The sequence below is a fragment of the Streptomyces sp. NPDC058701 genome (genome assembly GCF_042715295.1).
Classification (GTDB): Bacteria; Actinomycetota; Actinomycetes; order Streptomycetales; family Streptomycetaceae; genus Streptomyces.
This window is the reverse complement of sequence record NZ_JBHXSY010000017.1, coordinates 82,148-103,209: the sequence shown is the minus strand read 5'-3', so window position 1 is coordinate 103,209 and position 21,062 is coordinate 82,148. Positions and strand designations below refer to the sequence as shown.

Sequence of the window (21,062 nt, the reverse complement as noted above, 5' to 3'; positions counted from 1 at the left end):
GGATCAGGTGTCCGCCAGGCGGGTGAGGAACCGCTCGGCGAAGTGGGCCTGCGCCCACCGTGCGCCGTGGGCCTCGACGTCGCTGCTGCGCAGCACGTCGACGACCGCCAGGCCGTGGACGAGGGCCAGGCACGCCCGGTCCGTCTGGGGGTAGTGCGTCAGCAGCCGTCGTACGCGCCCCTCGGCCGCGCCTGCGTCCTGCGGGGTTCGGGCCACCCTGCCGAGGGGCCCCAGCGCGCACAACGAGGCCAGCACGGCGTCCGCCGGCTGATCCAGGCCGGAGCCCACGAACAACAGGACGACTGCGTCCCGGGAAAGGAAGTCGTCGACCGCCTCCGCGTCCGGCAGCTCGATGAGGGACATGCGTTTCATGATCCGTGTCGCCTCCCGGATGCCGCCGTCGACAGGCCGGTGAGCCCTGGACCGTGTGCCCGGCCGTACGCCACGGCCCGCACTCCCCGCGCTGTGCGCGGACGCTTCCCACCTCCGTGTCCACCGCACGGGGCACGACCGTGCCCGCGTCCACCCCGGTTCGCACCCCGGTCCGCGGGTGGCGCAGGACGTCGTCGGTGAGCCACCGGCCGACACGGCAAGGACGTCGGACCGGAACACCGCGTCCCCGGGCACGGCCCGCACGCGCGGGTCTCCTCCCCGCCCCTGCTCGCGCCCCGGCGACGTGAACGGGATCCGACCGCTTTCCCGGTGGGCGGCCCGGCCGTCGCGTACGGGCGCCTTCGATGGGTCCATGCCGCGCGCGTGCCCCGCGAGGGACGAACAAAACGGACATCGGGGCGGCCGAGGCACCCCGGTCACAGCGCGGCCCGCCTCCTCCGCGACGGTCACCGGCCCCGGTCCGCGCCGAGATGCCGCTCCAGCCAGTCCGCGGTCGCCCGCCGGTACAGCCGCCGGTTGTCCGCCCGCAGGAACTCGTGCCCCTCGTTGCGCAAGGTCAACTGCCGCGCATGCACCCCTCGTTCATGTGCCGCTCGAACGAACTGCGCCGATTCCGACGGCGGCACGTTGGTGTCGTGTTCTCCGTGCACGGCCAGCACGGGAACGCGCAGCTGCTCGACGCGGCTCATCGGGGACAGGGCACGCAGCAGGTCACGGTCGTGCTCCGGATGGCCGTACTTGGCGGCGGCCGACTGGGCGATCCACGGCTCCGTGCCGGCGAAGAACGTGGCGAGGTCCGACATCCCGCAGACCGCGACCCCGGTGCGGAAGAGCTCCGGGTGCCACACCAGGGCGGCCATGGTCAGGTAGCCGCCGTACGAGCGGCCCATCACGCCGAGCCGGAGCGGGTCGGCGTACCCGAGGGCGACCACGTGGGCGGCGCAGTCGGCGACGTCGTGGATCGCCGCGAACCGGCCGGCGCCCAAGTCGGCGTCCACGAAGGACCGGCCCCAGCCGGACGAACCGCGGACGTCGGGGGCGAACACGTCCAGGCCGCGGCTGAGGAGTTCGTGGTAGAGCGGGTTGAACACCGGGCGTTCCTGTTCCTCGGGGCCGCCGTGGAGGTGGATCACGCACGGCGCCGGCCGGCCCGTCTCCCGGCCGGACGCCCGGTAGTACCAGCCTCCCAGCGTCAGCCCGTCGCGGGCCTGACAGCGCAGGGGCACCGGTCGTACGGGAGGCCTTCCTGGCGGGACCGCATCCGCGTCGCGGGCCGACCACCCTGTGCGCAGGGGCACGGGGCCTTCGTCCACTTCCCAGACACCGGGCCTGCGCCGGGATCCCGACAGGGCCGCGAACAGCCCGCCTCGCTCGACGGGCGCGATGCGGGTCACCACCTCGTGGGGCATGACCAGACGGTGGGCCGGCCCGATGCCCTCGTCCGCGGAGGCGGGGGGAAGCCCGGCGGTTTCCAACCGGGTCGCGCCGTGCACGTTCCAGGCGAGGACGGCCCACCGGCCGTGGCCGGGCACGCTCAGCAGGTCCAGGCCGCATCCGTCCCGCTCGGCGGCGACGGACCGGTCCCGCACCGCGCCGCCCTCGTCGAGCCGCACGCGCAGCAGGGCCGCGAACTCCCCTTCCGCGTCGCTCCGCAGCCACAGCGTCCGCGCGTCGGGGGAGAACCGGCCGATCCACGGGTCCCCGTCGGCGACGTGCAGGGAGAAGGTGGTGCGTCCCGACGCGAGGTCGAGGACGAGGGCTTCCCTCCGGCCGCGCGGGCCGCGGCGGACGAGCGCGAAACGGCCGTCCGCGGTGGTGTCGCACACGCGTAGGGAGGCTGCGCCCTCCTCGGCGAACAACAGCACGGGGGCGGCGGCTCCGTCGGGGTCGAGCAGGTAGGCGGCGAGCCCCCCGCCCGCGGCCCCGGCGGGGCCGGCGGCCGGTGCGCCGCCGCTCGGGGACGGCGCCGGGTACCGGGCGACCGTGACGGCGAGCGCGGTGCCGTCCCGCGTCCAGCACCCGAGGTGGGCCGAGCCGCCGGGCTCGGCGCCCGCGAGGACCTGCCGTCCGGTCCCGTCCGGGCGCACCACCAGGACCCGGGTGTGCTCGCCGCCGCCGGGCGCCGAGGTGTAGGCGATCCAGCGGCCGTCCGGTGACCAGGACACCTCTGACACCGGGTCGGGTTCACCGTCCAGTACGTGGGCTTCGGTCCCGCGTGCGGGTCCGCTCCACAACTGGGGCACCCCGGCCCGGTCGCAGATGAACGCGACGTGTTCGCCGGTCGGGTCGACCGCCGGGTACCAGCACCCGTGGGCGGCGAGGAGGGTCGGCGGATCGGCGCCGCGGTGGCCCGGCATCCGGACGGGCACGGGAGCCGATGGGGCCGCAGCGGCGGATGCGGTGGCTCCGCGGTACGGCCCGGACCGGTGCTTCGGGGATTTCACGTGTTCCGGGGGCATGGGCCTCCTCTCCCGGTCGCCCACTTCCGGAAGCGGGCGCTCAATGGATGCCGTGCGCCTGGAGCCAGATCTCCAGGGACGCCACCTGCCACAGGGTGTTGGCCCCGCGTCTGGTCCGATGGTCGTTGGGCTCGGCCAGCAGCCGGTCCACGAAGCGCCGGTCGAAGATCCCGCGGCGGCGGGCCTCCGGAGCCCCGAGGGCCTCGCGTACGCGGTCCAGGACGGGCCGGGCCATGTTCCGGACCGCCGGCACGGGGAAGTAGCCCTTCGGCCGGTCGACGACCTCCCGCGGCAGGACCGTGCGTCCGACGTCCTTGAGCACGCCCTTGCCGCCCTGGGCGAGCTTCAGCCGGGGCGGGCAGGCGGCGGCCAGCTCGACGAGCTCGTGGTCCAGGAACGGCACCCTCGCCTCCAGGCCCCAGGCCATCGTCATGTTGTCGACCCGCTTGACCGGGTCGTCCGGCATCAGGGCGTGGACGTCCATCCGGAGGGCCGCGTCGAGGGCGCTGTCGGCGCCCGGGGCGGCCATGTGGGCGCGGACGAAGTCCGTCGAGGCATCGTGGCGGGGGGCGAATGCCGGATGCAGCATGGCCGTGAGCTCGGCATGGGTGCGGTCGAAGTACGCGGCCTCGTACGCCCCGTCCGCGCCGGCCCGGGTAGCCGCGGCGATCTGCGGATACCAGTGGTAGCCCGCGAAGACCTCGTCCGCGCCCTGGCCGCACAGCACGACCTTGACCTCCTTCGAGACCTGTTCCGACAGCATGTGGAACGCCACGGCGTCGTGGCTGACCATCGGTTCGCTCATGGCGCCGATCGCGGATTCCAGAGCGGCGGGAAGCCGGTCGGAGGTGATCAGGAACTGGTGGTGGTCGGTGGAGAACCGGCGGGAGACCAGGTCCGAGTAGCTGAACTCGTCGCCCTCCTCGCCGTTCTCCGATTCGAAACCCATCGCGAACGTCGAGAGGTCCTCCTGCCCCTCCTCGGCGAGAAGCGCCACGATCAGGCTGGAGTCGAGGCCGCCGGAGAGGAGCACGCCCACGGGGACGTCGGCGACCGTGCGCCGCCGCACCGCCGTGCGCAGGGCGTCGTGCACCGCCTCCCGCCAGAGCGCGGGGTCCTCGCCGAACTCGGAGCTCCGGGTGTACGACGGCTGCCAGTAGCAGTGGTCACGGTGGGTGCCGTCCGGCTCGACGACCCGGACGGTGGCCGGCGGGATCTTCCGGACGCCGGACAGGACGGTGCGGGGCGCCGGGACCGTGCCGTGCCAGCTCAGGTACTGATGGAGAGCCACCGGGTCGAGGGAGGTGTCCACTCCCCCGCCCGCCAGCAGGGCGGGCAGGGTCGAGGCGAAGCGCAGGCGGTCGCCGTCCTGGGAGACGTAGAGGGGTTTGATGCCCAGCCGGTCCCGGACGAGGGCCGTGCGGCCCGTGTGGTGCTCGACGACGGCGAAGGCGAACATCCCGGCGAGGAGGTCCACGCACTCCCGGCCCCACTGGGCGTAGGCCTTGACGACGACCTCGGTGTCGGAGTCGGAGAAGAAGCGGTGCCCCAGCCCTTCGAGGCGGCCCCGCAGCTCCCGGTAGTTGTAGATGCAGCCGTTGAAGGCCGCGGTGAGGCCCAGCTGTGCGTCGGTCATAGGCTGCGCGCCGCGCTCGGACAAGTCGATGATCTTCAGGCGGCGGTGCCCCAGGGCCACCGAACCCTGTGACCACACACCTCTGCCGTCCGGACCCCTCGGCTCCAGCACATCGGTCATCTTCTCGACGGCCGCGACATCGGGCCGCCCGCCGTCGAAGCGCACCTCACCGCTCAGACCGCACACGGTGCACCTGCCGTCAGCACGGCACCGAACGGGGACCTGCCGCTCCGAACCTCACTCTCCGTAGAGCACGGGCTCACGGTTGCGTACTCCATCACTGCGCTCCTGTGCCGGCTGGGCCCGGCGCCGGTCCGGCGGGCCCGAACGGGCGGTCGACATATCAAGGCGCCTGCCCGGCGCGGCCGCCCGTAAGCGCGTCCCGCGCGCGGGCCGTCACGTGCGCGGGGCCGTCACGCGCATCGGCTCAGCGGTTGTCGTCTCTGTCCGGCAGGGGCGCTCCGTCCACAGCGGCCTCCCGGCGGCGGCGCTGCCACAGCACGAGGACGCCGAGAGCCGCCCCCACGGCCATCAGGACCGCACCCCGGATCCACACCTCCTCCTCGACCTGCGTCGCGAGGACGAGGCACGAGACGGCACCTAGCACGGGTACGGCCGTGGGGGCGCGGAAGTGGGCGGTGCCGGGGGCCTCCCGGTCGCGGCGCAGGACGAGCACGGCCGTGTTCACGGTCAGGAAGACGACCAGCAGGAGGAGGACGAGCGTACCGGCGAGGACGTCGATCTCTCCGGTCGCGGCGAGGAGCGCGGATACGGCGGTGGTCGCGGCGATCGCAGCCCACGGTGTGCGGCGCGCGGGAAGGACGCGTGCGAGGAACCCGGGCAGGAGCCCCTCCCTGGCCATCCCGTACGCCAGGCGCGAGCTCATGATCCCCGTGAGCAGGGCGCCGTTGGCCACCGCCACCAGGGCGATGAACGCGAACAGCCGGGGCGGTACGGCGCCGGCGGCGCGAACGACCTCCAGCAAGGGGCCGTCGGAGGAGGCCAGGGTGGCCGTGGGCACGGCCGCGGAGGCCGCCGCGCCCACGGCCGCGTACACGATCCCCGCGGTGGCCAGCGCTCCGAACAAGGCGCGCGGATAGGACCGCCTCGGATCGAGCGTCTCCTCGGCCACGTTGACGGAGGTCTCGAACCCGACGAACGAGTAGTAGGCGAGCACCGCTCCCCCCAGCACCGCGGCCGCGGGTGAGGCGGAGTCCGTACCGAGACGGGTGAGCCTGCCCACGTCTCCGTCCCCGCGTACGACGATCCACACTCCGAGCCCCACCACGAGCAGCAGGCCACCCGTCTCGACCAGCGTGGCGAGGGTGTTCACCCGCGTGGACTCGCGGATGCCGCGCGCGTTCAGCAGCCCCAGGAGGACGAGGAAGACGACGGCGACGAGTACCACTGGCAGCGAGACGAAAGCGTTGAGGTAGTCGCCGGCGAAGCCGCGGGCGAGAGCCGCGACCGACACGAGGCCCGCCGCGAGCATGCAGAAGCCCGTGAAGAACCCGACCGCGGGCCCGTAGGCGCGTCCGGCGTAGTACGAGGCGCCACCGGCCCGCGGGTACTTCGTGGCGAGCTCCGCGTAGGAAGCCGCGGTCAGGAGTGCCAGGAGCAGGGCCACCGTGAGGGGGACCCAGACGGCGCCGCCCGACGTGGCGGCCACCTCGCCGATCAGGACGTACACACCGGCACCGAGGACGTCTCCGAGGATGAAGAAGTACAGCAGGCGCGTGGTGAGGACCTTGCGCAGGGGCTGGTCCGCGCGGGGGCCCGCGGCTACGGGGTGGGAACGCATGGGCCTCGTCCGTTCTGTCATCTGGGCTCGGCCACCGAACGGGGACAGGGGCCGGCAGCCGTTTCGTTGGGGACGTGGCTTTTTTGACCAAGGAATACGGGTTCAAACCGGGCATTCGTCAACGGAGGAATCGGAATCCGTTCCGCGGTCGGACCCGGGCCGTGGGCGCGCCGGGGTCACCGGACGTTCCTGCCGCCACGGGCTCGGGGGCTGACGGTCTCGGCGTGGACGAGCGCGCTCGTCCACGCCCTGCCGTCATTCGGTCGTGGCGGCGCCGGTCACCAGGCCGATCAGCTCCGGCAACCCGCCCCCGGCCAGCGCACGGCGCTGTCGATCGGCGGGAGTGCCCCCCTGCAGCAGCCGGTGGACCAGTGCGCTCACTTCCCGCAGGTCGCCTGCCTCCTCCAGGGCCGGGGTGATGTGGCGCAGCAGGGAGGCCACCGCGTCCCCGCTGCTGCGCGGGACGCCGAGGGCGTCCACCAGTGTCCCGTTCAAGCCGTACCGGGCCGCGTGCCACGTACCGGCCTGCACCAGCTCCGGGGAGACCACCGCCAGGGGCGCCCCCGACTTCTCCTCGGCGATCGCGGTGGTGACGAGCCCGCGGACGATACCGGCGAACATGACGGCGTCGTCGGCCCGCAACTGAACGTCCAGACAGCGTACTTCGACGGTCGGGTAGCGGTCGGACAGCCGCGCCTGCCAGTACACCTGCCCGCGGTCCGCGATGACCCCCGAGGCCACCAGGGCGTCCAGCCGCCGTTCGTAGTCGGCGAGGCCGTGGAAGTACGGCGGCGGGCCGCTGACGGGCCAGCGGCCGAAGACGATGGTGCGCCAACTGGCGAACCCGGTGTCCCGTCCGTCCCACAAGGGCGAGTTGGCGGACATGGCCAGCAGCGTCGGCAACCAGCAGCGGATCCGGTTCAGCACCGCGACGCCCGTCTGCGGATCGGGGACCTCGACGTGGACGTGCATGCCGCAGATCAACTGCTCGTCGACGAGCTGCCGGGCCTCCCCCTCCATCTTCAGGTAGCGCGGCGTGGGAGTCACCGGGACGGGCAGTCCACCGCGCTGCGGCGCCGCGCCTGTGGCGGCGATGCGGCAGCCGTTCGCCTCGGCCGCCGCGGCGACCGCATGACGCAGGCGCAGCAGGTGACCCCCCACCTCGTCGAGTCCCCAGCACACGGGGGTGGCCACTTCGATCTGCGCCTGCAACAGCTCGTCCTGCACCTCGTCGCGCTCCGCGAAGGGCCCCAGGCCCGCCGTGCGACGGACTTCCTCCACCGCTGGTGAAGGCACGGCCGTGGAGGGGTCCACGAGCAGATATTCTTCTTCCACTCCCACAGTGATCACGTCGTGCGCGTACCCCGACAGCCCATGATCACCCCAGACCATCGCCCGGAGGCTACGCCCGGGGGAACGGGCGCGGACCCCGTCGCGGCAGCGGAGCCCGACGGGCTAGCCGGCGCCACGGGTGCGGGGAGGGTCCTGGGGATCGACACCGGTGGTCGCGGAGGCGTCCTTGGTTCCGCTGGGGCGGCGGGAGCGGCCCTTCGGGCCGAGGTCGTGCATCCCCTGCTCGCCGGAGCCCTCTTGCTGCTCGCCGCGCTTGCCCGTGCTCTTGGAGGGCCTGCCGTGGGGGTTGCCCGCTTCTTCCTCGGCCACGGTCCGGCCGGGCCCCCTGGCCGGGGCGTAGCTCTCGGGGTGGAAGGAACGGTGGGCGCTGGGATTGTCCTGCTGCTTGGTCTCGTCCACGTCCGGTGACCAGCCGTGTTGGTGGGTTCCCTTGAACCGGCTCGGCCCCTCGCCCCCCTGCGGGGGCTCGGACGGCTTCGGATGCTTGGCCATGGCCTGACCTGCTGTCTTCCGTTGGAGTGGACGCGCACGAGCACGCCCGACCTGGATGAACCAATCCTCCCACTTGCCCGAAGATCAGCCACTTCGCCCGGCAAGCCGAGCGGTATGCGCCGTCCGGCCGCTCCCCTGCGAAGCCGTACCGCGCCCGACGGCCGGCCGGCGTTTTCGTTCGCAGCGTGGCGGGGGGCTGCGCGCGGGGTGGGGCGCGCCGCTACCTGTGGCCTTCGGCGCCCTGAGCCGTGGTGGTGGCGTCCTGGGCCTGCTGGGCGCGTCGGGTGATCAGGCGGCGGAAGCCGTCCAGGGCGTACCGCTCTCCGGTGGCGGAACCGGGGCCGCGGATGCCGGCGACGTCGGCCATCAGCTGCTGGGGCTGGGGCTGCCAGCCCACGACCACGACCCGCAGCCCCAGGCACTGCGCCCGTCGGTGCAGGTCCAGGAGGTGGAGGAGCCCCGCGGGGTCCATGGAGGCCACGCCGTGAATGTCGATCATGAGGGACCGGTCGTCGGCGGTGACGCCGTCGAGAGCCCGCTGGAGGACGGTGTCCGCGTCCTCGTCGAGGTGCCCGTCGGCGCTCAGCAGTACCGAGCTGCCGCAGGTCTGGATGTTCATGGTGATCAAAAGGGGGTCTCCTCCCGCCGCCCACGGGCTCCGGCGGCCCGGGGGGGTGCCCCATCCTGGCGCATCGGTCCGGCGGACCGGTGCCCGGCACGCGAGACCCCGGCGACGCTCCGGACCCGCGAGCGCGGCGGGCCCGGAGCGGGGCGGGCGTCCACCCGGCCGGTCAGCCGCGCAGACCCCACCCTCGGGGCCGGTCAGATGCCACCGCGGCCGCACTGCCCGCACTGCCCGCACTGCCCGCACTAGGAAGGTATCGGGGACGCCGCGCCACGGAGCGCTTGGAGTTCGCGCTGGTAGGCGGCCAGCCTGCGAGTCCTGCCGATGGTCAGGGCGCCGATCAGGTGCCCGTCCTTGTGGTAGCTGACCTCGAGGCGGCGCTCTCCGACGAGGTCGTGGTCGGCGATCCTCGCCTCGTCGGCGAGTCCCGGCAGGCCGACCGAGCGGATCCGGGCGCCGTGCAGATCCGACCAGAAGGACGGGATTCCGCTGAACGGCTCGGGCGCGTCCGGACGCAGCAGGGTGCGGGCCGCCGCGGGGGCCTGTTCCACGGCGTTGGTCCAGTGGCCCAGGGCGAGCCGGGCACCGCCGGCCAGCGGGTGGGGCACGCGCGCGACGTCGCCGGCCGCGACAACACCGGGGACGGGTGTTCCGTCGGGGAGCAGGGCTCGCAGGTACGCGTCGCAGCGCACGCCGCCTTCGAGGGCGAGGCCGGAATCCGCGAGCCACTCGGTGGCGGGCACCGCGCCGAGGGCCAGGACGGCCGCGTCCACGGACAGTTCGCCGTGATCGGAGAGCCGCACTCCAGTGATCCGGCCGTCGTCGGTGGCGAGGAAACCGCTGACCGTGGTGTGGGTCCGCAGATCGATGCCGGCTTCTCGGTGCATCGTGGCCACGAATCCGCCGGCGACCGTTCCGATGGCGCGTTCGAGGGGCTGGGCGGCCGACTCGATCAGAGTGACCTTCAGGCCGCGGGCGCGGGCGGCGGCGGCGACCTCGCCACCGAGGAAGCCGGCGCCGATCACGGCGAGCCTTCGTCCGGGTGCGAGTTCGGCCCGCAGCGCGACCGCGTCCTGCCATCCCCGCAGGGTGAAGACCCCGCGGGGCAGCGGGGGTCGGCGGGCGGGCCAGGTGCGGGCGGTGGAGCCGGTGGCGATGACCACTGCGTCGTACGGGAGCCGGGTGCCGTCGGCGAGGGTGACCGTACGGGCGTGCGGGTCGAGCCGGACGGCGGGCCGGCCCAGCTGCCAGCGGGCGTCGAGTGCGTCGGGCAACGGCAGTGCGGTGAGCGGCAAGGGGTCCTGCGCCGTCAGGACGTCCTTGGACAGCGGAGGCCGGTCGTACGGCAGGTACGGTTCGTCACCGACGATGGTCAGCGTGCCCGCGAAGCCTTGGGCGCGCAGCGCTTCGGCCGTCCGCACACCGGCGAGCGACGCTCCGACGATGACGATGTTGCGCGGGGGCGTGAGGGGTGTGCTCACGGTGCGGCCGGAGCGTCGGCGGTGGCCGCGGGAGCCGCCGTGACCGTGATGGCGCGGGCGGGGCAGACCGCTGCGGCCTTCTCGGCCTTGCCCAGCAGGGCGTCTCCCGGGGTGGCGTCGTAGACGAGGTAGTCCTCGTCGTCGAAGGAGAAGACCTCGGGCGCCGCGAAGACGCACTGTCCGTGGCTCTCGCAGAGGTTCATGTCCACGGTGATCTGCATGAGTGGCTCCGTTGGGGACGAGGACCGACCCTGGTACCGGGCCGGTGGAGAAGGTGGTCTCAGCTGACCGGGGGGTTGAAGCGCGAGTATCCGGGGTCGCTCCACCGGAGGGGCGAGGCCGCGGAGATCTCCCGTACGTCTGTGACGGAGAAGTCCACGAGGCGCTGCGCTCCGGGAACGCGGAACCGTTCGTCCGCGTCCCACACGATGTGCGCGGTGCCGGAGAGGTGGAGGACCGAGCCCGTGCTCCAGTCGGGGATGAGGATGCCGGCGGCCGGATTGAGGGTCAGGTTGCCGAGCGTCAGGAACATGGCGTTGCCGACGTAGTCGGGCCAGCGCAGCCGGGTCGGGGACAGCACCTGGACGAAGCCGGGGTTTCCGCCGCGGTGGCTGGCGTCGGCGTCGCCCCTGTCAGAGGCGGTGGCGACGAAGAAGGTGTCGGCTTCGCGCACCGTCCGCTGCTGGGCCGCGCTGAGCGCGGTGCCGGAGGTGACCGTGCGGGCCGCCGCCGTGACCTCGTCGGCCTGCAGGATGCGGAACTCCCGCTTCTGCAGGTATTTGGGGCAGTTGGCGATGACCTGGTCGAGCGCGACGTGCAACCCGCCGCCGCGCGGGAGCGCTCTGCCGTTGAGCCGCATGCGACGCCGGGTGGCGGGCTCGATGGCGATCATGCCCAGCCGGACGGGCCGCTCCGCGTGCGGGGTCCCCGCGGGTGCGTCGGCCGCACCGAGCAGGTCCGCGAGGGGATCCCCGGGGAGGGGGAGCGCGTCGATGACGAGGGTGCGGGGGTCGGGGGACCTCAGGAAGCCGGGGTCGCCGGTCAGCTGGGTGGCCCAGACGCGGCCTGCGCGGTCCGTCGCGCCGATGATGATCATCGGCTGTTCGGCGAGGAAGTCCGCCGCCACGGCGGGAACGGTCTCGCCGATGGCGCCCAGTGAGAAGGTCGCCTCACCGGTGAGGTCCGCGCGGTCTTGCACCAGGAGTTCGCCGGGGTGGTAGCCGGTTGCCACGGCAGTTCCTTTCGTTCCGCCGCGACCGGGGACGCGGGCCCGCCTGGGGCCCGGTCCCCGGTCGCACCTTGAGGTGCTGCTACGGCTCGTGTTTAGAAGAAGCCGCAGGTGGGCGCGCCCTGGGTGGGGGCATCGGCCGGGTTGGCCCCGGTGGGGGCGTAGATCTCCAGGCGGATGCCGTCGGGGTCGGTGAAGAAGATGCCTCCGGAGGCGCCGTTCTCACCGTGCGGGACGACGCCGGCGTAGTTGAACTCGGCGTTCAGGCCGCGCAGGACCTCTTCGGTGGCACGGACCTCGTCGATCGTCTCCACCTGGAAGGAGAGGTGGTGCAGTCCCGGCAGGTCCGTGCCGAACGTGCCCGCGCTCTGCTGCCAGAGGGTGACGTGCATCTGGCCGTCGCGGCCGAGGAACGCCCAGCGCCGGTCCTCTTCCTTGCCTTCCGCCAGCACCTCGAAGTCGAAGACCTCGCGGTAGAAGGCCAGCGAGCGGTCCATGTCGGTGATGTTCAGGCCGACGTGCCCGGTCTGCAGGGTCTTTGCCTTGCCCATGGTCGATCACTGCTTTCGGTCGGGGTCTCGAGGCGTTCTCTCAACCGCTGAAATTAACTTTAGTGGTTAGATTTGGAGATCGTCAACCCTTGATCTTCGGATGACCGGTTATGGTTGGTCGGGCGTCCCCACAGAGAAGGAAGGGAGCCCCCTGTGCTGCCACCCCCGGAGCCGGACCCCCGGCCGCTGACCGGCGAACCGCTCTCCATCGATCTCCTCAACACCCGCTGGATCGACGGCGCCGGCCGGCACGACCTGCTGGAATCCGTCGAGGGACTGGGCACCTGGCTCGCCGGTCCACTCGTCCGCCAAGAGCTCGGAGACCGGCAGGCGGTGGCCGACCGCCAGACCCTGGACGCGCTCCTCCAGGTCCGCGGGGCGCTGGACGCCCTCATCGACGCCCCGACGCCCTGGGACGAGGCCACGATCGGCACGCTCAACGCCGTACTGGCGCACGGCCGCGTCCGCCGGCTGCTGCTGCCCGACGGAGCGGGTACCGCTGTCGAGGTGGACGCGCCCTCGTGGCTGGTGGCCTGGACCGTGGCCGAAAACTTCCTGCACCTGCTCGGCGAGCGCCCCGAACGGATCCGCTCGTGCGCCAACCCGGAGTGCGTCCTGCACTTCTACGACGTCTCCAAGAACGGCACCCGGCGCTGGTGCTCCATGGCCGGCTGCGGCAACCGGGCCAAGGCGAACCGGCACTACGCGCGCCACAACCCCGCCTGACGGTGCGGGAACGGAACCGCCGAAGGCCCGGGGCCCGGGCGCGAACCCGGGCCCCGGGCCTTCGCGCCGGGGCACACTAATCGCCGATCAAGTACTCCGTGCCGCCGCTCCCGGGCGCCCGGTCCCGCAGCTCGGCGCGGCGGACCTTGCCCGAGGTCGTCCGAGGCAGGGAGGAAACGAACTCCAGCACGCGCACCCACTTCTCGGGCGGCAGCTCCCCCCGCACCAGATCGAGGATCAAGCGCGCGCTCCGCGCCCCGGCCGGGTGATCCGGCGCGATGACCACGTACGCCTTGGGCGCCCACAGGCCCACCGGGTCGGGAACCGGAACCACCGCGGCGTCGGCCACCGCCGGATGGCGCAGGAGCACCGTCTCCAGCTCGCGCGGCGAGATCCGGTGGTCGAAGGCCTTGAACATGTCGTCGGAGCGGGCCAGGTGCGTGAGGCTGCCGTCCGGGGCGCGGACCGCGAGATCACCCGTGTGGTAGTGGCCCCCGGCCAGCGCCTTCGCCGTACGGGCCGCGTCCCCGACGTAGCCGCGCATCAGACCGAGCGGGCGCACCGAGAGGTCCAGGCACATCTCGCCCGGCTCACCGGGGGGAACGGGCAGGCCGGTCTCCGGGTCGAGCAGGACCACCGCGTAGCCGGGCAGCGGGAAGCCCATGCTGCCGGGCGCGGGGGTGCGGCCCGGCGGGTTGCCCACCTGGCCGGTCGTCTCCGTCTGCCCGTATCCGTCGCGCAGGTCGATCCCCCACCGCGCCCTGACCAGTTCGATCAGCGACGGCTCCAGGGGCTCGCCCGCGGCGACCGCCTCGCGCAGCGCGGGCGGCCGGGCGCCGAGGCCCTGGGCGGCCATGCCGCGCCACACGGTGGGGGGTGCGCAGAAGGTGGTGACCTCGCGGGTGCGCAGGATCTCCAGGACGTCGGCCGGACCGCTGCGGGCCGTGTCGAGGGCGATGACGGTCGCCTCCGCGTTCCACGGAACGAACAGCGAGCTCCACGCGTGCTTGGCCCATCCGGGCGCCGAGATGTTGAGGTGCACGTCGCCGGGCTGTACGCCGTTCCAGTACATGCCCGACAGGTGGCCCACGGGGTAGCTCACGTGGGTGTGCTCGACCATCTTCGGCTTCGAGGTGGTGCCCGAGGTGAAGTACCGGAAGAGCGGCCCGTCCGCCGGGGTCGGGCCGTCGGGGATGAATCCGGGGTCGGCCGAGTCCGCGCGCTCGTACGGGATCCAGTCCCGGACCCGGTCGCCGACGCTGATGCCGGACCAGTCCCCGGGGACTCCGGCGAAGCGGTCCGTCACACCCGCCTCGGCGACGACGTACCGCACGTCGCCGCGCTCCAGCCGGTCGGCGATCTCCGCCGGGGTGGCCGTGATGTAGGTGGGGATGACGATCGCGCCGAGCTTGATGGCGGCGAGCATCGTCTCCCACACCTCCACCCGGTTGCCGAGCATGAGCAGCAGCGGGTCGCCGCGCCGTACCCCGAGGGAGCGGAGCCAGGTGGCGACCCGGTCCGAGCGCCGGGCCAGCTCGCCGAAGGTGAGCACCCGGTCGGTGCCGGGCCCGCCGTGACCGACGATCCGCAGCGCCGGCCGGTCCGGTCCGGCGCCCAGCGTGTCGAACCAGTCGAGGGCCCAGTTGAACTCGGTCAGCTCGGGCCAGCGGAATTCCCGCACCGCCTTGTCCAGGTCGGTGCGGTGCAGCAGCAGTACGTCCCGGGCCGCCCGGAACCGCTCGGTGGGCGAGAGGCCGGCACCCGGCGCCCCGCTCATGCCGCGTCCCCCGGGACGAGGACGGACCGGTTCTCGGGCATGCCGCGGTCCGCGAGTGCGGCCGGACGCAGCGCGTCCGCCGCGATGGCGTCGGCGTCCCGGTAGAAGAGCGTGTTGACACCGGGGCGGCTGGAACCGACCTGGGTGAACCAGCGCGTGTGCTCGGTGGGGATCCCGATGGCGTACAGGTCCCGCTGCGCGTCCCCGTCCGCGTCCACGACGTGGAACGGGGCCTCCGTGACGTCCAGGCCCCCGGTGACGTACGCGGTGCCCGCCGGCCCGTCGATCACGTACGGGCGGACCACGCCCTCCCCGAGCAGCTGCCGCGTCAGGGGGGAGGTGTCGCGCGGCAGGTCCGGGGTGGGGATGCGGGCGTCGACCAGGGTCCGGACGATCCGCTCGGAGCCGGCCACCTGCGGGGAGACCACGCGGAAGCCGCCTGCCGCCTCGTCGGTCTCGAACCGGGTGGCGGGACCGGTGACCTCCACGACGCCCTGCCGGATCAGGGCCCGCAGCTGCTCCACCCGGGACATCGGGGGGCCGGCCGACAGGAGGGCGTTGACCGGCAGGAAGCGGCGGTGGAAGAAGCCGGTGTGCGACTCCGGCAGCAGCCCGCCGTAGTCGACGGCCTCGCGGACCACGTTGCGGATGTCGCGCAGGACGTCGAGGGCCGCCTTCAGCGGGCCGTCCGAGGTGCCGAGCGCGGCCGCGTCGAGGTCCCGCTCCATGACCTCCAGCAGCTGCCCGCGGAACTCCTCGGGAGAGGCGTACCGCGTGTCGCCGAAGGGCCGGGCCAGCGCGTCCAGGTCGATGGGCGGGACGTCGGCCAGCCCGGCCCCCGCCAGGAGTGCGGACCGGTCCGCACCGGCACGCAGGGCGGCGGCGTGCTCCCCGGCGAACGCGTCGGCGGCCTCTCGGCCGCGGGAGGTCCGCACGTGGGTGACGTAGTAGACGTGCTCGATCTCCTGGAGCAGCAGAGGCAGTACGTCCTCGGCGAAGTCCAGTTGGCCGCTGCCGGTCATGCTCCGGCGGGCCCGGGCGGCGCTGAGGGCGGCGCCGGTGAGGAACAGGGCGCGGTGGCTGAAGGAGGGCGCCTTCTGGTTGCGGCCCCGCGCCGGAATCGGCAATCCGCTGCGCGATCCGGCGGTGATCCTGGGCTCGCGGCCGCTGGCGCGGTAGACGAGCGTGCCGTCCTCCTCGGTGGAGAACTCACCACCGCGGCCCACGGTCAGCGAGAGCATCACGTCGTAGAAGGACAGGCCCAGCCCGCGGATTCCGACGGCGCTGCCGGCCGGGATCGTCTCCTCGTCGAGCGGCATGTCGGCCGCCGAGTCACCGCACAGGTAGTGGGTGCCGGGGGTGCGTTCGGCGAAGTCGAGCATCTCGCGCTCGAAGTCGTCCGGGGCGTTGAACGGGTGTCCCGTGGCCAGTACGACCCGGTCGGCCTCCAGCAGGTGCGGCGCCGTGTCCAGGCTGAGCAGGTGGCCGCCGTCCGGTCCGGTGCGCAGAGCGGTGACGCGGCCGGTGACGGGCACCAGCTCGACGTGGTCGGGCAGGCTGCGGGCGATGGTCCGGTAGACGTCGGTGAGGTAGTGGCCGTACCGGACGCGGGGTGCGTAGTCGTCGGGACCCAGGGGCTCCTCGCCGAGCAGGGCGCGGGCCTCGATCCACTGTCCCAGGGAGGGGCCCGCGCCCGGGCGGGCGGGGCCGCCGTCGGGGTCGCCGGAGTACATCGTCACCTGGCTGATGACGGTGTTCATGGTGAACCAGTCGTCCTGGTCGGTGCGCCATACCCGGCCGGCGCCGACCTCCGTCGCGTCGATCAGGTGGATCCGGACGGGCCGGGGCGGTACGCCGCCGGTCTGCGCCGCCTCTGCGGTCGTGCGGACGGCGAGGCGTTCGAGGACGGAGATGCCGCGCGGGCCGCTGCCGATCACGGCGAGGACGAGCGGGCGCGTATCGGATGAGTATCCGGGCACAGGGGCTTCCTAAAGGGTGAGGAGGACGCGCGGCACGGGGGCGCACCGGGACGGGCGCCGGAGGGCGCGGGCGTCGGCGCACGCGGGGATCGGGCGTCGAAAGGCGGTGGGGCGGTGGGGGCGGCGGGTCAGGCCGGGAGCGCGGCGGTCCCGTCGCGCCGGTCGCCGTCGGCCAGGGCGGCCCGGTCGAAGGATTCCTGCGTGTACGAGAGCATCCCGAGCAGGTCGTCGGCGCGCAGCTTCGCGCGACCGGGTGCCGGCAGGGCCGGGACGGGCATGGAACCGGTGGTGTGCCACTGGAGGCTGCCGCGCGCGTCGATGTAGCTGCGCGAGCGCTGGGCGTTGTCGGCGTGCAGGCAGTACGGGACGTCCAGGACGCCCCGCCGGAAGGCCTCGGTCAGCGCGCGTCCGGTGTCCGGGTGGATCTCCAGTACGGCTTCGACCAGGGCCCTGGCCTCGTTCAGAACCCCGAACTCGTCGCTCACCACGGGTGGCCGGCCCCGGTACGCTGCCGCTGCCGCTGCTGCTTCCTCCAGGGCGTGGACGTTGTCCTCGATGGTGGGGATGCGGTGCGCCTCGGCCGGCGTCTTGACGATCATGCGTTCGGTACCGGTGAGCGCGGCCAGCCGGGCGCTGTCGCGCAGCAGGCCCAGCGCCCCGCCGGTCGTCCGCGGGAAGACTCCCATGTACGTGTAGAGCACGACGTGCCAGTCGAGGCCGCCGAGGTGTTCTCCGGCGAGGGTGCGCAGTGCCAGCAACGCCTCGACGTCCTGGACGTGGTGGGTCTGCTGGGCGTAGCTGAGGGAGATGCTGCGGAGCCCGTACTGCTTGAAGAAGATGCCCTCCAGGATGGAGAGGGCGACGAGCAGCCCGGGCGGGCAGAGCTGGCCGAGCATGCAGCCGCCGAAGCTTTCCAGGTGGGTGCCGGGGCGGGACGCCAGCAGTTCGCAGGTGCGTGCCCACGCCTCGACGGAATGGCGGATGGGGGTGCGGCTGTACGGCAGGCAGTACGAGATCGGTCCGCCCTCGGTGGCGTCGAGCCCGGCGTCCAGCAGGGCGCGCACGATGCCGATCGGGTTGGCGGATCCATGGCGCACCTGGACGGCGAACCCGTCGCCCATGAGGCCTGCGGTGAGGTCGCGCGTGGTGGCGGGGCCGTGCGCGACGATGGGGTAGCCGTTGAGGTCGGTTCCCTCGGTCAGCGCCCGCCGGGCGGACTCGTCGTCGCCGACGCGCGTGTAGCTGTCGATGGTGAGGGTGCCGACGGTGCGGGCGCGGGCCGCCTTGACCGCGTGCAGGCCCTGCCGCATCCGAGGAACGTCGGCGAACCCCATGCGGGGCTGGACGACCAGCTCTCCGGCCCGCCCGGCCGCCGCGATGGCCGCCGCGAACGGACCGAGGGGCGCGGTGGGCCCGGTGGTCGTGGTGGTGAGTGCGTTCACGCCGCACTCGGCTCGAGCGCCGGTACGGCGGACTGGGCGAGGTAGCGGCGGAATTCCTCGATCCCCGCCGCGTCCTCGAAGACGGCGTCGAACCCGGCCGCCATGAGTTCCGGCCCGTAGGTGCCCGCCTCCGCCCCGCGCACCCCGAGCTTGCCGCCGATCACGACGCGCAGGTCCCGCAGGTCCTGCTGTTCTCGGAGGCTGCGGATCGCGCGGGCTCCGTCGAGTGCTCCGTGACCGTTGACGCTGCTGACGACCACCAGGTCGGGCTGGACCCGGCGGCACTCCTCGATGAGCAGTTCGTCGGGTACGCACGAGCCGACGTTGACCACCTCGTGGCCCATCTCCTCCAGCAGCAGCTGGAGGAAGACGAGGTTCCAGGTGTGGGAGTCGGAGGAGACGCTGGACACGAGCACGCGACGGCCGGAGCGCTGCACCGCGTGCGGGGACTGGACGGCGGGGGTGGTGGTCCGGGTCTGGGAAGGGTGCGCAGACAAGGCAGTGCTCTTTCGGTCAGCGGGAGTGGGCGGGTGCGATGGAGCGCGGGTGGCGCGAGGTGGGCCGGCGCGGGTCGGCCGGCCGCGGAAGACGGGCGGGGCGGGGCGCGGGAGTCAGGGCATGGACAGCCGCCCCGCCCCGTCCGGTCAGGGGGCCGCGGTGATGCCGACCGCGCGGATCGGCTTCTGGGGCTCGCGGGCGGCGGCGGGCCGGGTACGGATGGCGAGCACGGTGCAGCCCGTACGGCTGGACATCTGGTGCTCTGTGCCGGGGCCTTCCACGACCAGGTCGCCCTTGACGTACGAGATCCCGTCGCTGTGGTCCAGTACGCCGTCCAGCACCAGCATGAGCTCGTGGCCGAGGTGTTCGTGGAAGTCGCCGTGCGCGCCCGGCGGGAAGCGGAGCAGCAGGCCGACGGAGTCCTCGCCCGCGGACTCGTCCGGGGCCCACAGGACGTGGTGCTCGACACCGATCCGTCCCGGCTCGCTCCACGCCACCCAGGTGAGGTCGTTCAGCTCGAAGCCGCTACGGAACGCGTTCGCGATATAGGAAACACCCGACATCATTTCGCCTCTCTTCGGATACGTTTCAAGGCTATGCGTGATGCCGCGTCCGGATGAGCGAATCAATCGATCGCCGGTATCGATGTTTCTGATGGGTTTCCGGCTGGCTTCGGGAACAAAAAACAGCAAGGGTGAAACGGAATTCCGTTTCACCCTTGCTGTGTGCCCGTGCCGGCCGGTCAGACCATCTGGCTGGCCTGCTCCCGGCCGATGCGCGCCGCCACGCCGCACACGGCGGCGACCGCGGACATCGCCTTGTCCTGACCGGCCCACAGGGCGCGGACGCCGAGGTGCACCCGGGGCAGGCCGGGTACCACGGCGAGGCCGCTGCCCTCCTCGGCCGGCCGAACCGACTCCGCGGGCAGCATGGCGATGCCGTACCCGCTGCGGGCGAGTTCCCTCGCGCCGCCGACCGATCCCGCTTCGATGACCATCGGGTCGATGCCGTACAACTCCCTCAGCGCTCCCACCAGTACCTGGTGGGAGGCGCAGTCGGGGTCCACCGCGAGGACGCGGACGGATGCCAGCGCCTTCGCCTGGTCGGCGGCGTCGGCCAGGGCGATGGAGGAGACGGGCACGACTTTGAGGGGTGGCAGCTCCTCCACGACGATGCCGCTGGACGACGGTTCGGACGTCGCCGAGAAGTCGCCGTGCACCAGGGCGAGATCGGTCTCTCCCTCGCGGACGGACTCCATGGCCTGGCTGATGACGAGCTGCCGGGGTGAGACCTGCACCTTCGGATATCGGTAGCGGCAGTCGCGAATGAGGGAACCGACCCGCGATTCCAGCAGGAGCGCCGATGCCCCCACCGATACGCGGCCGGCCATTTCACCGGAAGGATTGAGAGCGCTGGCCATTTCGTCCACGACGTGAAATATTTTCCCCGTATAGTCGTGGAAGATTTCCCCGGCCGGAGTGAGTCTGACGCCGTGCGGAAGGCGCTGGACTAACTGAATTCCAACACGCGACTCGAGAGAGCGGATATGCGAGGTGACGCTGGACTGGGCATAGCCGAGGCTTCGCGCGGCTTTGGTGAAGCTGCTCAGCCGGGCCACCTCCCGGAAGGTTCTCAGTTGATAAAGCGCAAGATCGAAGGTCACTTACTTCCCCCATGAGACACAAGACCTACTTCGCTTTCGGCCGAGCCTGGGCGATCCGGCCGCACCTGTCGGTGCGACCGATGCCCTCGGAGCGGCTTTCGCGCAGTCGGGACGACCCCGCCCCCCGGGGTTCGTCTCCACGGTAGACTAACGGTCTCATAGGTATGAAACCGTTATGCTCAAGATCCTGCCATGAGGCAAGTGCCCACGGCAACCCCGACTGCCCCGACGCGGCGAAGGACCGACATGCCTCCGCACACCCACACCCCGCCCCCCGAGGGGGTCCCGCCCCTGCACGGGGAGCCCCTCCCGCTGGAGTTCGTCAACACGGTGTTCCCCGTCAGGGGCGTCCTCACCGACGGTTTCCGGACGCCGGACCACCTCGCGTGGTGGCTGCGCTCCTGCCGCGGCAGCCTGGTCACCCCTCTGCCGGACGACGCCGTGGACTCCCTGAGCGCCGTCGACGTGCAGTCCTTCGTCATGCTCCGGGACGCCAGCCGCCGGCTGATCGACGCCTTCGTCAACCTCCACGAGGCGGACTCCTGGGACGTCGCCCACCTCAACCGCGCGATCACCATGGACCGGTGCTGGCCTCTGCTGTGCTGGAACGCCGGGGAACGCCCCGTCGCGGTGCACGTCACGACCGCCGCGCCCCTGATCGCCGTGCAGAGCGAGATCGCCCACGCCACGCTCCTCCTCCTGACCGGATCCTCCGGTGTGGAGCCCAAGGCCTGTACCGCGCCCGGTTGCGTCTTCTTCTTCGACCACGCCCGCTCTCGCCGCGAGTGGTGCTCGACGGGCTGCGGGAACCGCGCCCGGGCCGCCCGCCACTACGCCCGGCGCCACCACCACCGGGACTACTGATCCGGTTGAGCCCCTCCTGCCCCCTCCAGGTGTAACGCCTCGCTCCTATCGAACACGTTAGAACCCGGTGGCCGAGGGATGAATTCAGCGCAGC

At 72.6% G+C, this 21,062-nt stretch carries 19 protein-coding genes; 2 read left to right on the top strand and 17 right to left on the bottom strand.

Annotated features, from left to right (window positions below):
* Positions 1-3: 3 nt before the first annotated feature.
* The 11 genes from ACFWW8_RS20085 to ACFWW8_RS20035 form a co-directional block, all read right to left on the bottom strand.
* Positions 4-363, bottom strand: coding sequence for a hypothetical protein (locus ACFWW8_RS20085; protein ID WP_386530317.1), 360 nt, complete (start codon positions 361-363; stop codon positions 4-6).
* 476 nt (positions 364-839) lie between these two features.
* On the bottom strand, positions 840-2,852 hold the full coding sequence (locus tag ACFWW8_RS20080) for a S9 family peptidase (protein ID WP_386530316.1): 2,013 nt from the start codon (positions 2,850-2,852) through the stop codon (positions 840-842).
* A 40-nt stretch (positions 2,853-2,892) separates the two neighbouring features.
* A complete protein-coding gene (locus tag ACFWW8_RS20075; protein WP_386530315.1) occupies positions 2,893-4,674 on the bottom strand; it encodes an N-acetylglutaminylglutamine amidotransferase in 1,782 nt (593 codons plus the stop codon).
* Positions 4,675-4,915: 241 nt separating this feature from the next.
* Positions 4,916-6,289 (bottom strand): APC family permease, encoded by a 1,374-nt coding sequence (locus ACFWW8_RS20070; RefSeq protein WP_386530314.1) that lies wholly within the window; start codon positions 6,287-6,289, stop codon positions 4,916-4,918.
* Between the two features lie 255 nt (positions 6,290-6,544).
* A complete protein-coding gene (locus tag ACFWW8_RS20065; RefSeq protein ID WP_386530313.1) occupies positions 6,545-7,639 on the bottom strand; it encodes a glutamate--cysteine ligase in 1,095 nt (364 codons plus the stop codon).
* Positions 7,640-7,744: 105 nt separating this feature from the next.
* Complete coding sequence (locus ACFWW8_RS20060; RefSeq protein ID WP_386530312.1) at positions 7,745-8,134, bottom strand: hypothetical protein; 390 nt, start codon at positions 8,132-8,134, stop codon at positions 7,745-7,747.
* A gap of 220 nt (positions 8,135-8,354) precedes the next feature.
* Entirely contained in the window at positions 8,355-8,753 is a 399-nt protein-coding gene (locus ACFWW8_RS20055) for an STAS domain-containing protein (RefSeq protein WP_386530363.1), read from the bottom strand.
* A 251-nt stretch (positions 8,754-9,004) separates the two neighbouring features.
* Positions 9,005-10,240 carry an NAD(P)/FAD-dependent oxidoreductase gene (locus tag ACFWW8_RS20050; protein WP_386530311.1) on the bottom strand — a complete coding sequence of 412 codons (1,236 nt, stop codon included), beginning with the start codon at positions 10,238-10,240 and terminating at the stop codon, positions 9,005-9,007.
* Positions 10,237-10,461: a ferredoxin gene (locus tag ACFWW8_RS20045; protein WP_386530310.1), complete on the bottom strand. Its 225-nt coding sequence runs from the start codon at positions 10,459-10,461 to the stop codon at positions 10,237-10,239. Before ACFWW8_RS20045 ends, ACFWW8_RS20050 begins: the two co-directional genes overlap by 4 nt.
* A 59-nt stretch (positions 10,462-10,520) precedes the next feature.
* Positions 10,521-11,471: a pyridoxamine 5'-phosphate oxidase family protein gene (locus ACFWW8_RS20040; RefSeq protein WP_386530309.1), complete on the bottom strand. Its 951-nt coding sequence runs from the start codon at positions 11,469-11,471 to the stop codon at positions 10,521-10,523.
* A gap of 92 nt (positions 11,472-11,563) precedes the next feature.
* Positions 11,564-12,019: a VOC family protein gene (locus ACFWW8_RS20035; RefSeq protein WP_386530308.1), complete on the bottom strand. Its 456-nt coding sequence runs from the start codon at positions 12,017-12,019 to the stop codon at positions 11,564-11,566.
* Positions 12,020-12,172: 153 nt separating this feature from the next.
* Here ACFWW8_RS20035 and ACFWW8_RS20030 point away from each other — a divergent pair, with 153 nt between their 5' ends.
* Complete coding sequence (locus ACFWW8_RS20030) at positions 12,173-12,745, top strand: CGNR zinc finger domain-containing protein (protein ID WP_386530307.1); 573 nt, start codon at positions 12,173-12,175, stop codon at positions 12,743-12,745.
* 76 nt (positions 12,746-12,821) lie between these two features.
* Here ACFWW8_RS20030 and ACFWW8_RS20025 read toward each other — a convergent pair whose 3' ends face one another.
* The 6 genes from ACFWW8_RS20025 to ACFWW8_RS20000 form a co-directional block, all read right to left on the bottom strand.
* Positions 12,822-14,522, bottom strand: a complete 1,701-nt coding sequence (locus tag ACFWW8_RS20025) for an AMP-binding protein (protein ID WP_386530306.1) — start codon at positions 14,520-14,522, stop codon at positions 12,822-12,824.
* Positions 14,519-16,501: an FAD/NAD(P)-binding protein gene (locus ACFWW8_RS20020; protein WP_386530305.1), complete on the bottom strand. Its 1,983-nt coding sequence runs from the start codon at positions 16,499-16,501 to the stop codon at positions 14,519-14,521. The genes ACFWW8_RS20025 and ACFWW8_RS20020 overlap by 4 nt, the downstream gene beginning before the upstream one ends.
* A gap of 128 nt (positions 16,502-16,629) precedes the next feature.
* Entirely contained in the window at positions 16,630-17,943 is a 1,314-nt protein-coding gene (locus tag ACFWW8_RS20015; RefSeq protein ID WP_386530304.1) for a methylaspartate mutase, read from the bottom strand.
* Positions 17,940-18,440, bottom strand: coding sequence for a cobalamin B12-binding domain-containing protein (locus tag ACFWW8_RS20010; RefSeq protein ID WP_386530303.1), 501 nt, complete (start codon positions 18,438-18,440; stop codon positions 17,940-17,942). Before ACFWW8_RS20010 ends, ACFWW8_RS20015 begins: the two co-directional genes overlap by 4 nt.
* Before the next feature lie 147 nt (positions 18,441-18,587).
* A complete protein-coding gene (locus ACFWW8_RS20005) occupies positions 18,588-19,007 on the bottom strand; it encodes a cupin domain-containing protein (RefSeq protein ID WP_386530302.1) in 420 nt (139 codons plus the stop codon).
* Between the two features lie 176 nt (positions 19,008-19,183).
* Positions 19,184-20,104 carry a LysR family transcriptional regulator gene (locus ACFWW8_RS20000; RefSeq protein ID WP_386530301.1) on the bottom strand — a complete coding sequence of 307 codons (921 nt, stop codon included), beginning with the start codon at positions 20,102-20,104 and terminating at the stop codon, positions 19,184-19,186.
* Between the two features lie 246 nt (positions 20,105-20,350).
* Between ACFWW8_RS20000 and ACFWW8_RS19995 the strand changes: the two genes are divergently transcribed.
* On the top strand, positions 20,351-20,968 hold the full coding sequence (locus ACFWW8_RS19995) for a CGNR zinc finger domain-containing protein (protein WP_386530300.1): 618 nt from the start codon (positions 20,351-20,353) through the stop codon (positions 20,966-20,968).
* Positions 20,969-21,062: the final 94 nt, after the last annotated feature.

Bases quoted from the DNA above. Each gene is read 5' to 3' on its own strand.
- ACFWW8_RS20055 (WP_386530363.1), bottom strand. From the start codon at position 8,753: ATGAACATCCAGACCTGCGGCAGCTCGGTACTGCTGAGCGCCGACGGG.
- ACFWW8_RS20060 (WP_386530312.1), bottom strand. From the start codon at position 8,134: ATGGCCAAGCATCCGAAGCCGTCCGAGCCCCCGCAGGGGGGCGAGGGG.
- ACFWW8_RS20045 (WP_386530310.1), bottom strand. From the start codon at position 10,461: ATGCAGATCACCGTGGACATGAACCTCTGCGAGAGCCACGGACAGTGC.
- ACFWW8_RS20085 (WP_386530317.1), bottom strand. From the start codon at position 363: ATGTCCCTCATCGAGCTGCCGGACGCGGAGGCGGTCGACGACTTCCTT.
- ACFWW8_RS20070 (WP_386530314.1), bottom strand. From the start codon at position 6,289: ATGCGTTCCCACCCCGTAGCCGCGGGCCCCCGCGCGGACCAGCCCCTG.
- ACFWW8_RS19995 (WP_386530300.1), top strand. From the start codon at position 20,351: ATGCCTCCGCACACCCACACCCCGCCCCCCGAGGGGGTCCCGCCCCTG.
- ACFWW8_RS20035 (WP_386530308.1), bottom strand. From the start codon at position 12,019: ATGGGCAAGGCAAAGACCCTGCAGACCGGGCACGTCGGCCTGAACATC.
- ACFWW8_RS20025 (WP_386530306.1), bottom strand. From the start codon at position 14,522: ATGAGCGGGGCGCCGGGTGCCGGCCTCTCGCCCACCGAGCGGTTCCGG.
- ACFWW8_RS20005 (WP_386530302.1), bottom strand. From the start codon at position 19,007: ATGATGTCGGGTGTTTCCTATATCGCGAACGCGTTCCGTAGCGGCTTC.
- ACFWW8_RS20080 (WP_386530316.1), bottom strand. From the start codon at position 2,852: ATGCCCCCGGAACACGTGAAATCCCCGAAGCACCGGTCCGGGCCGTAC.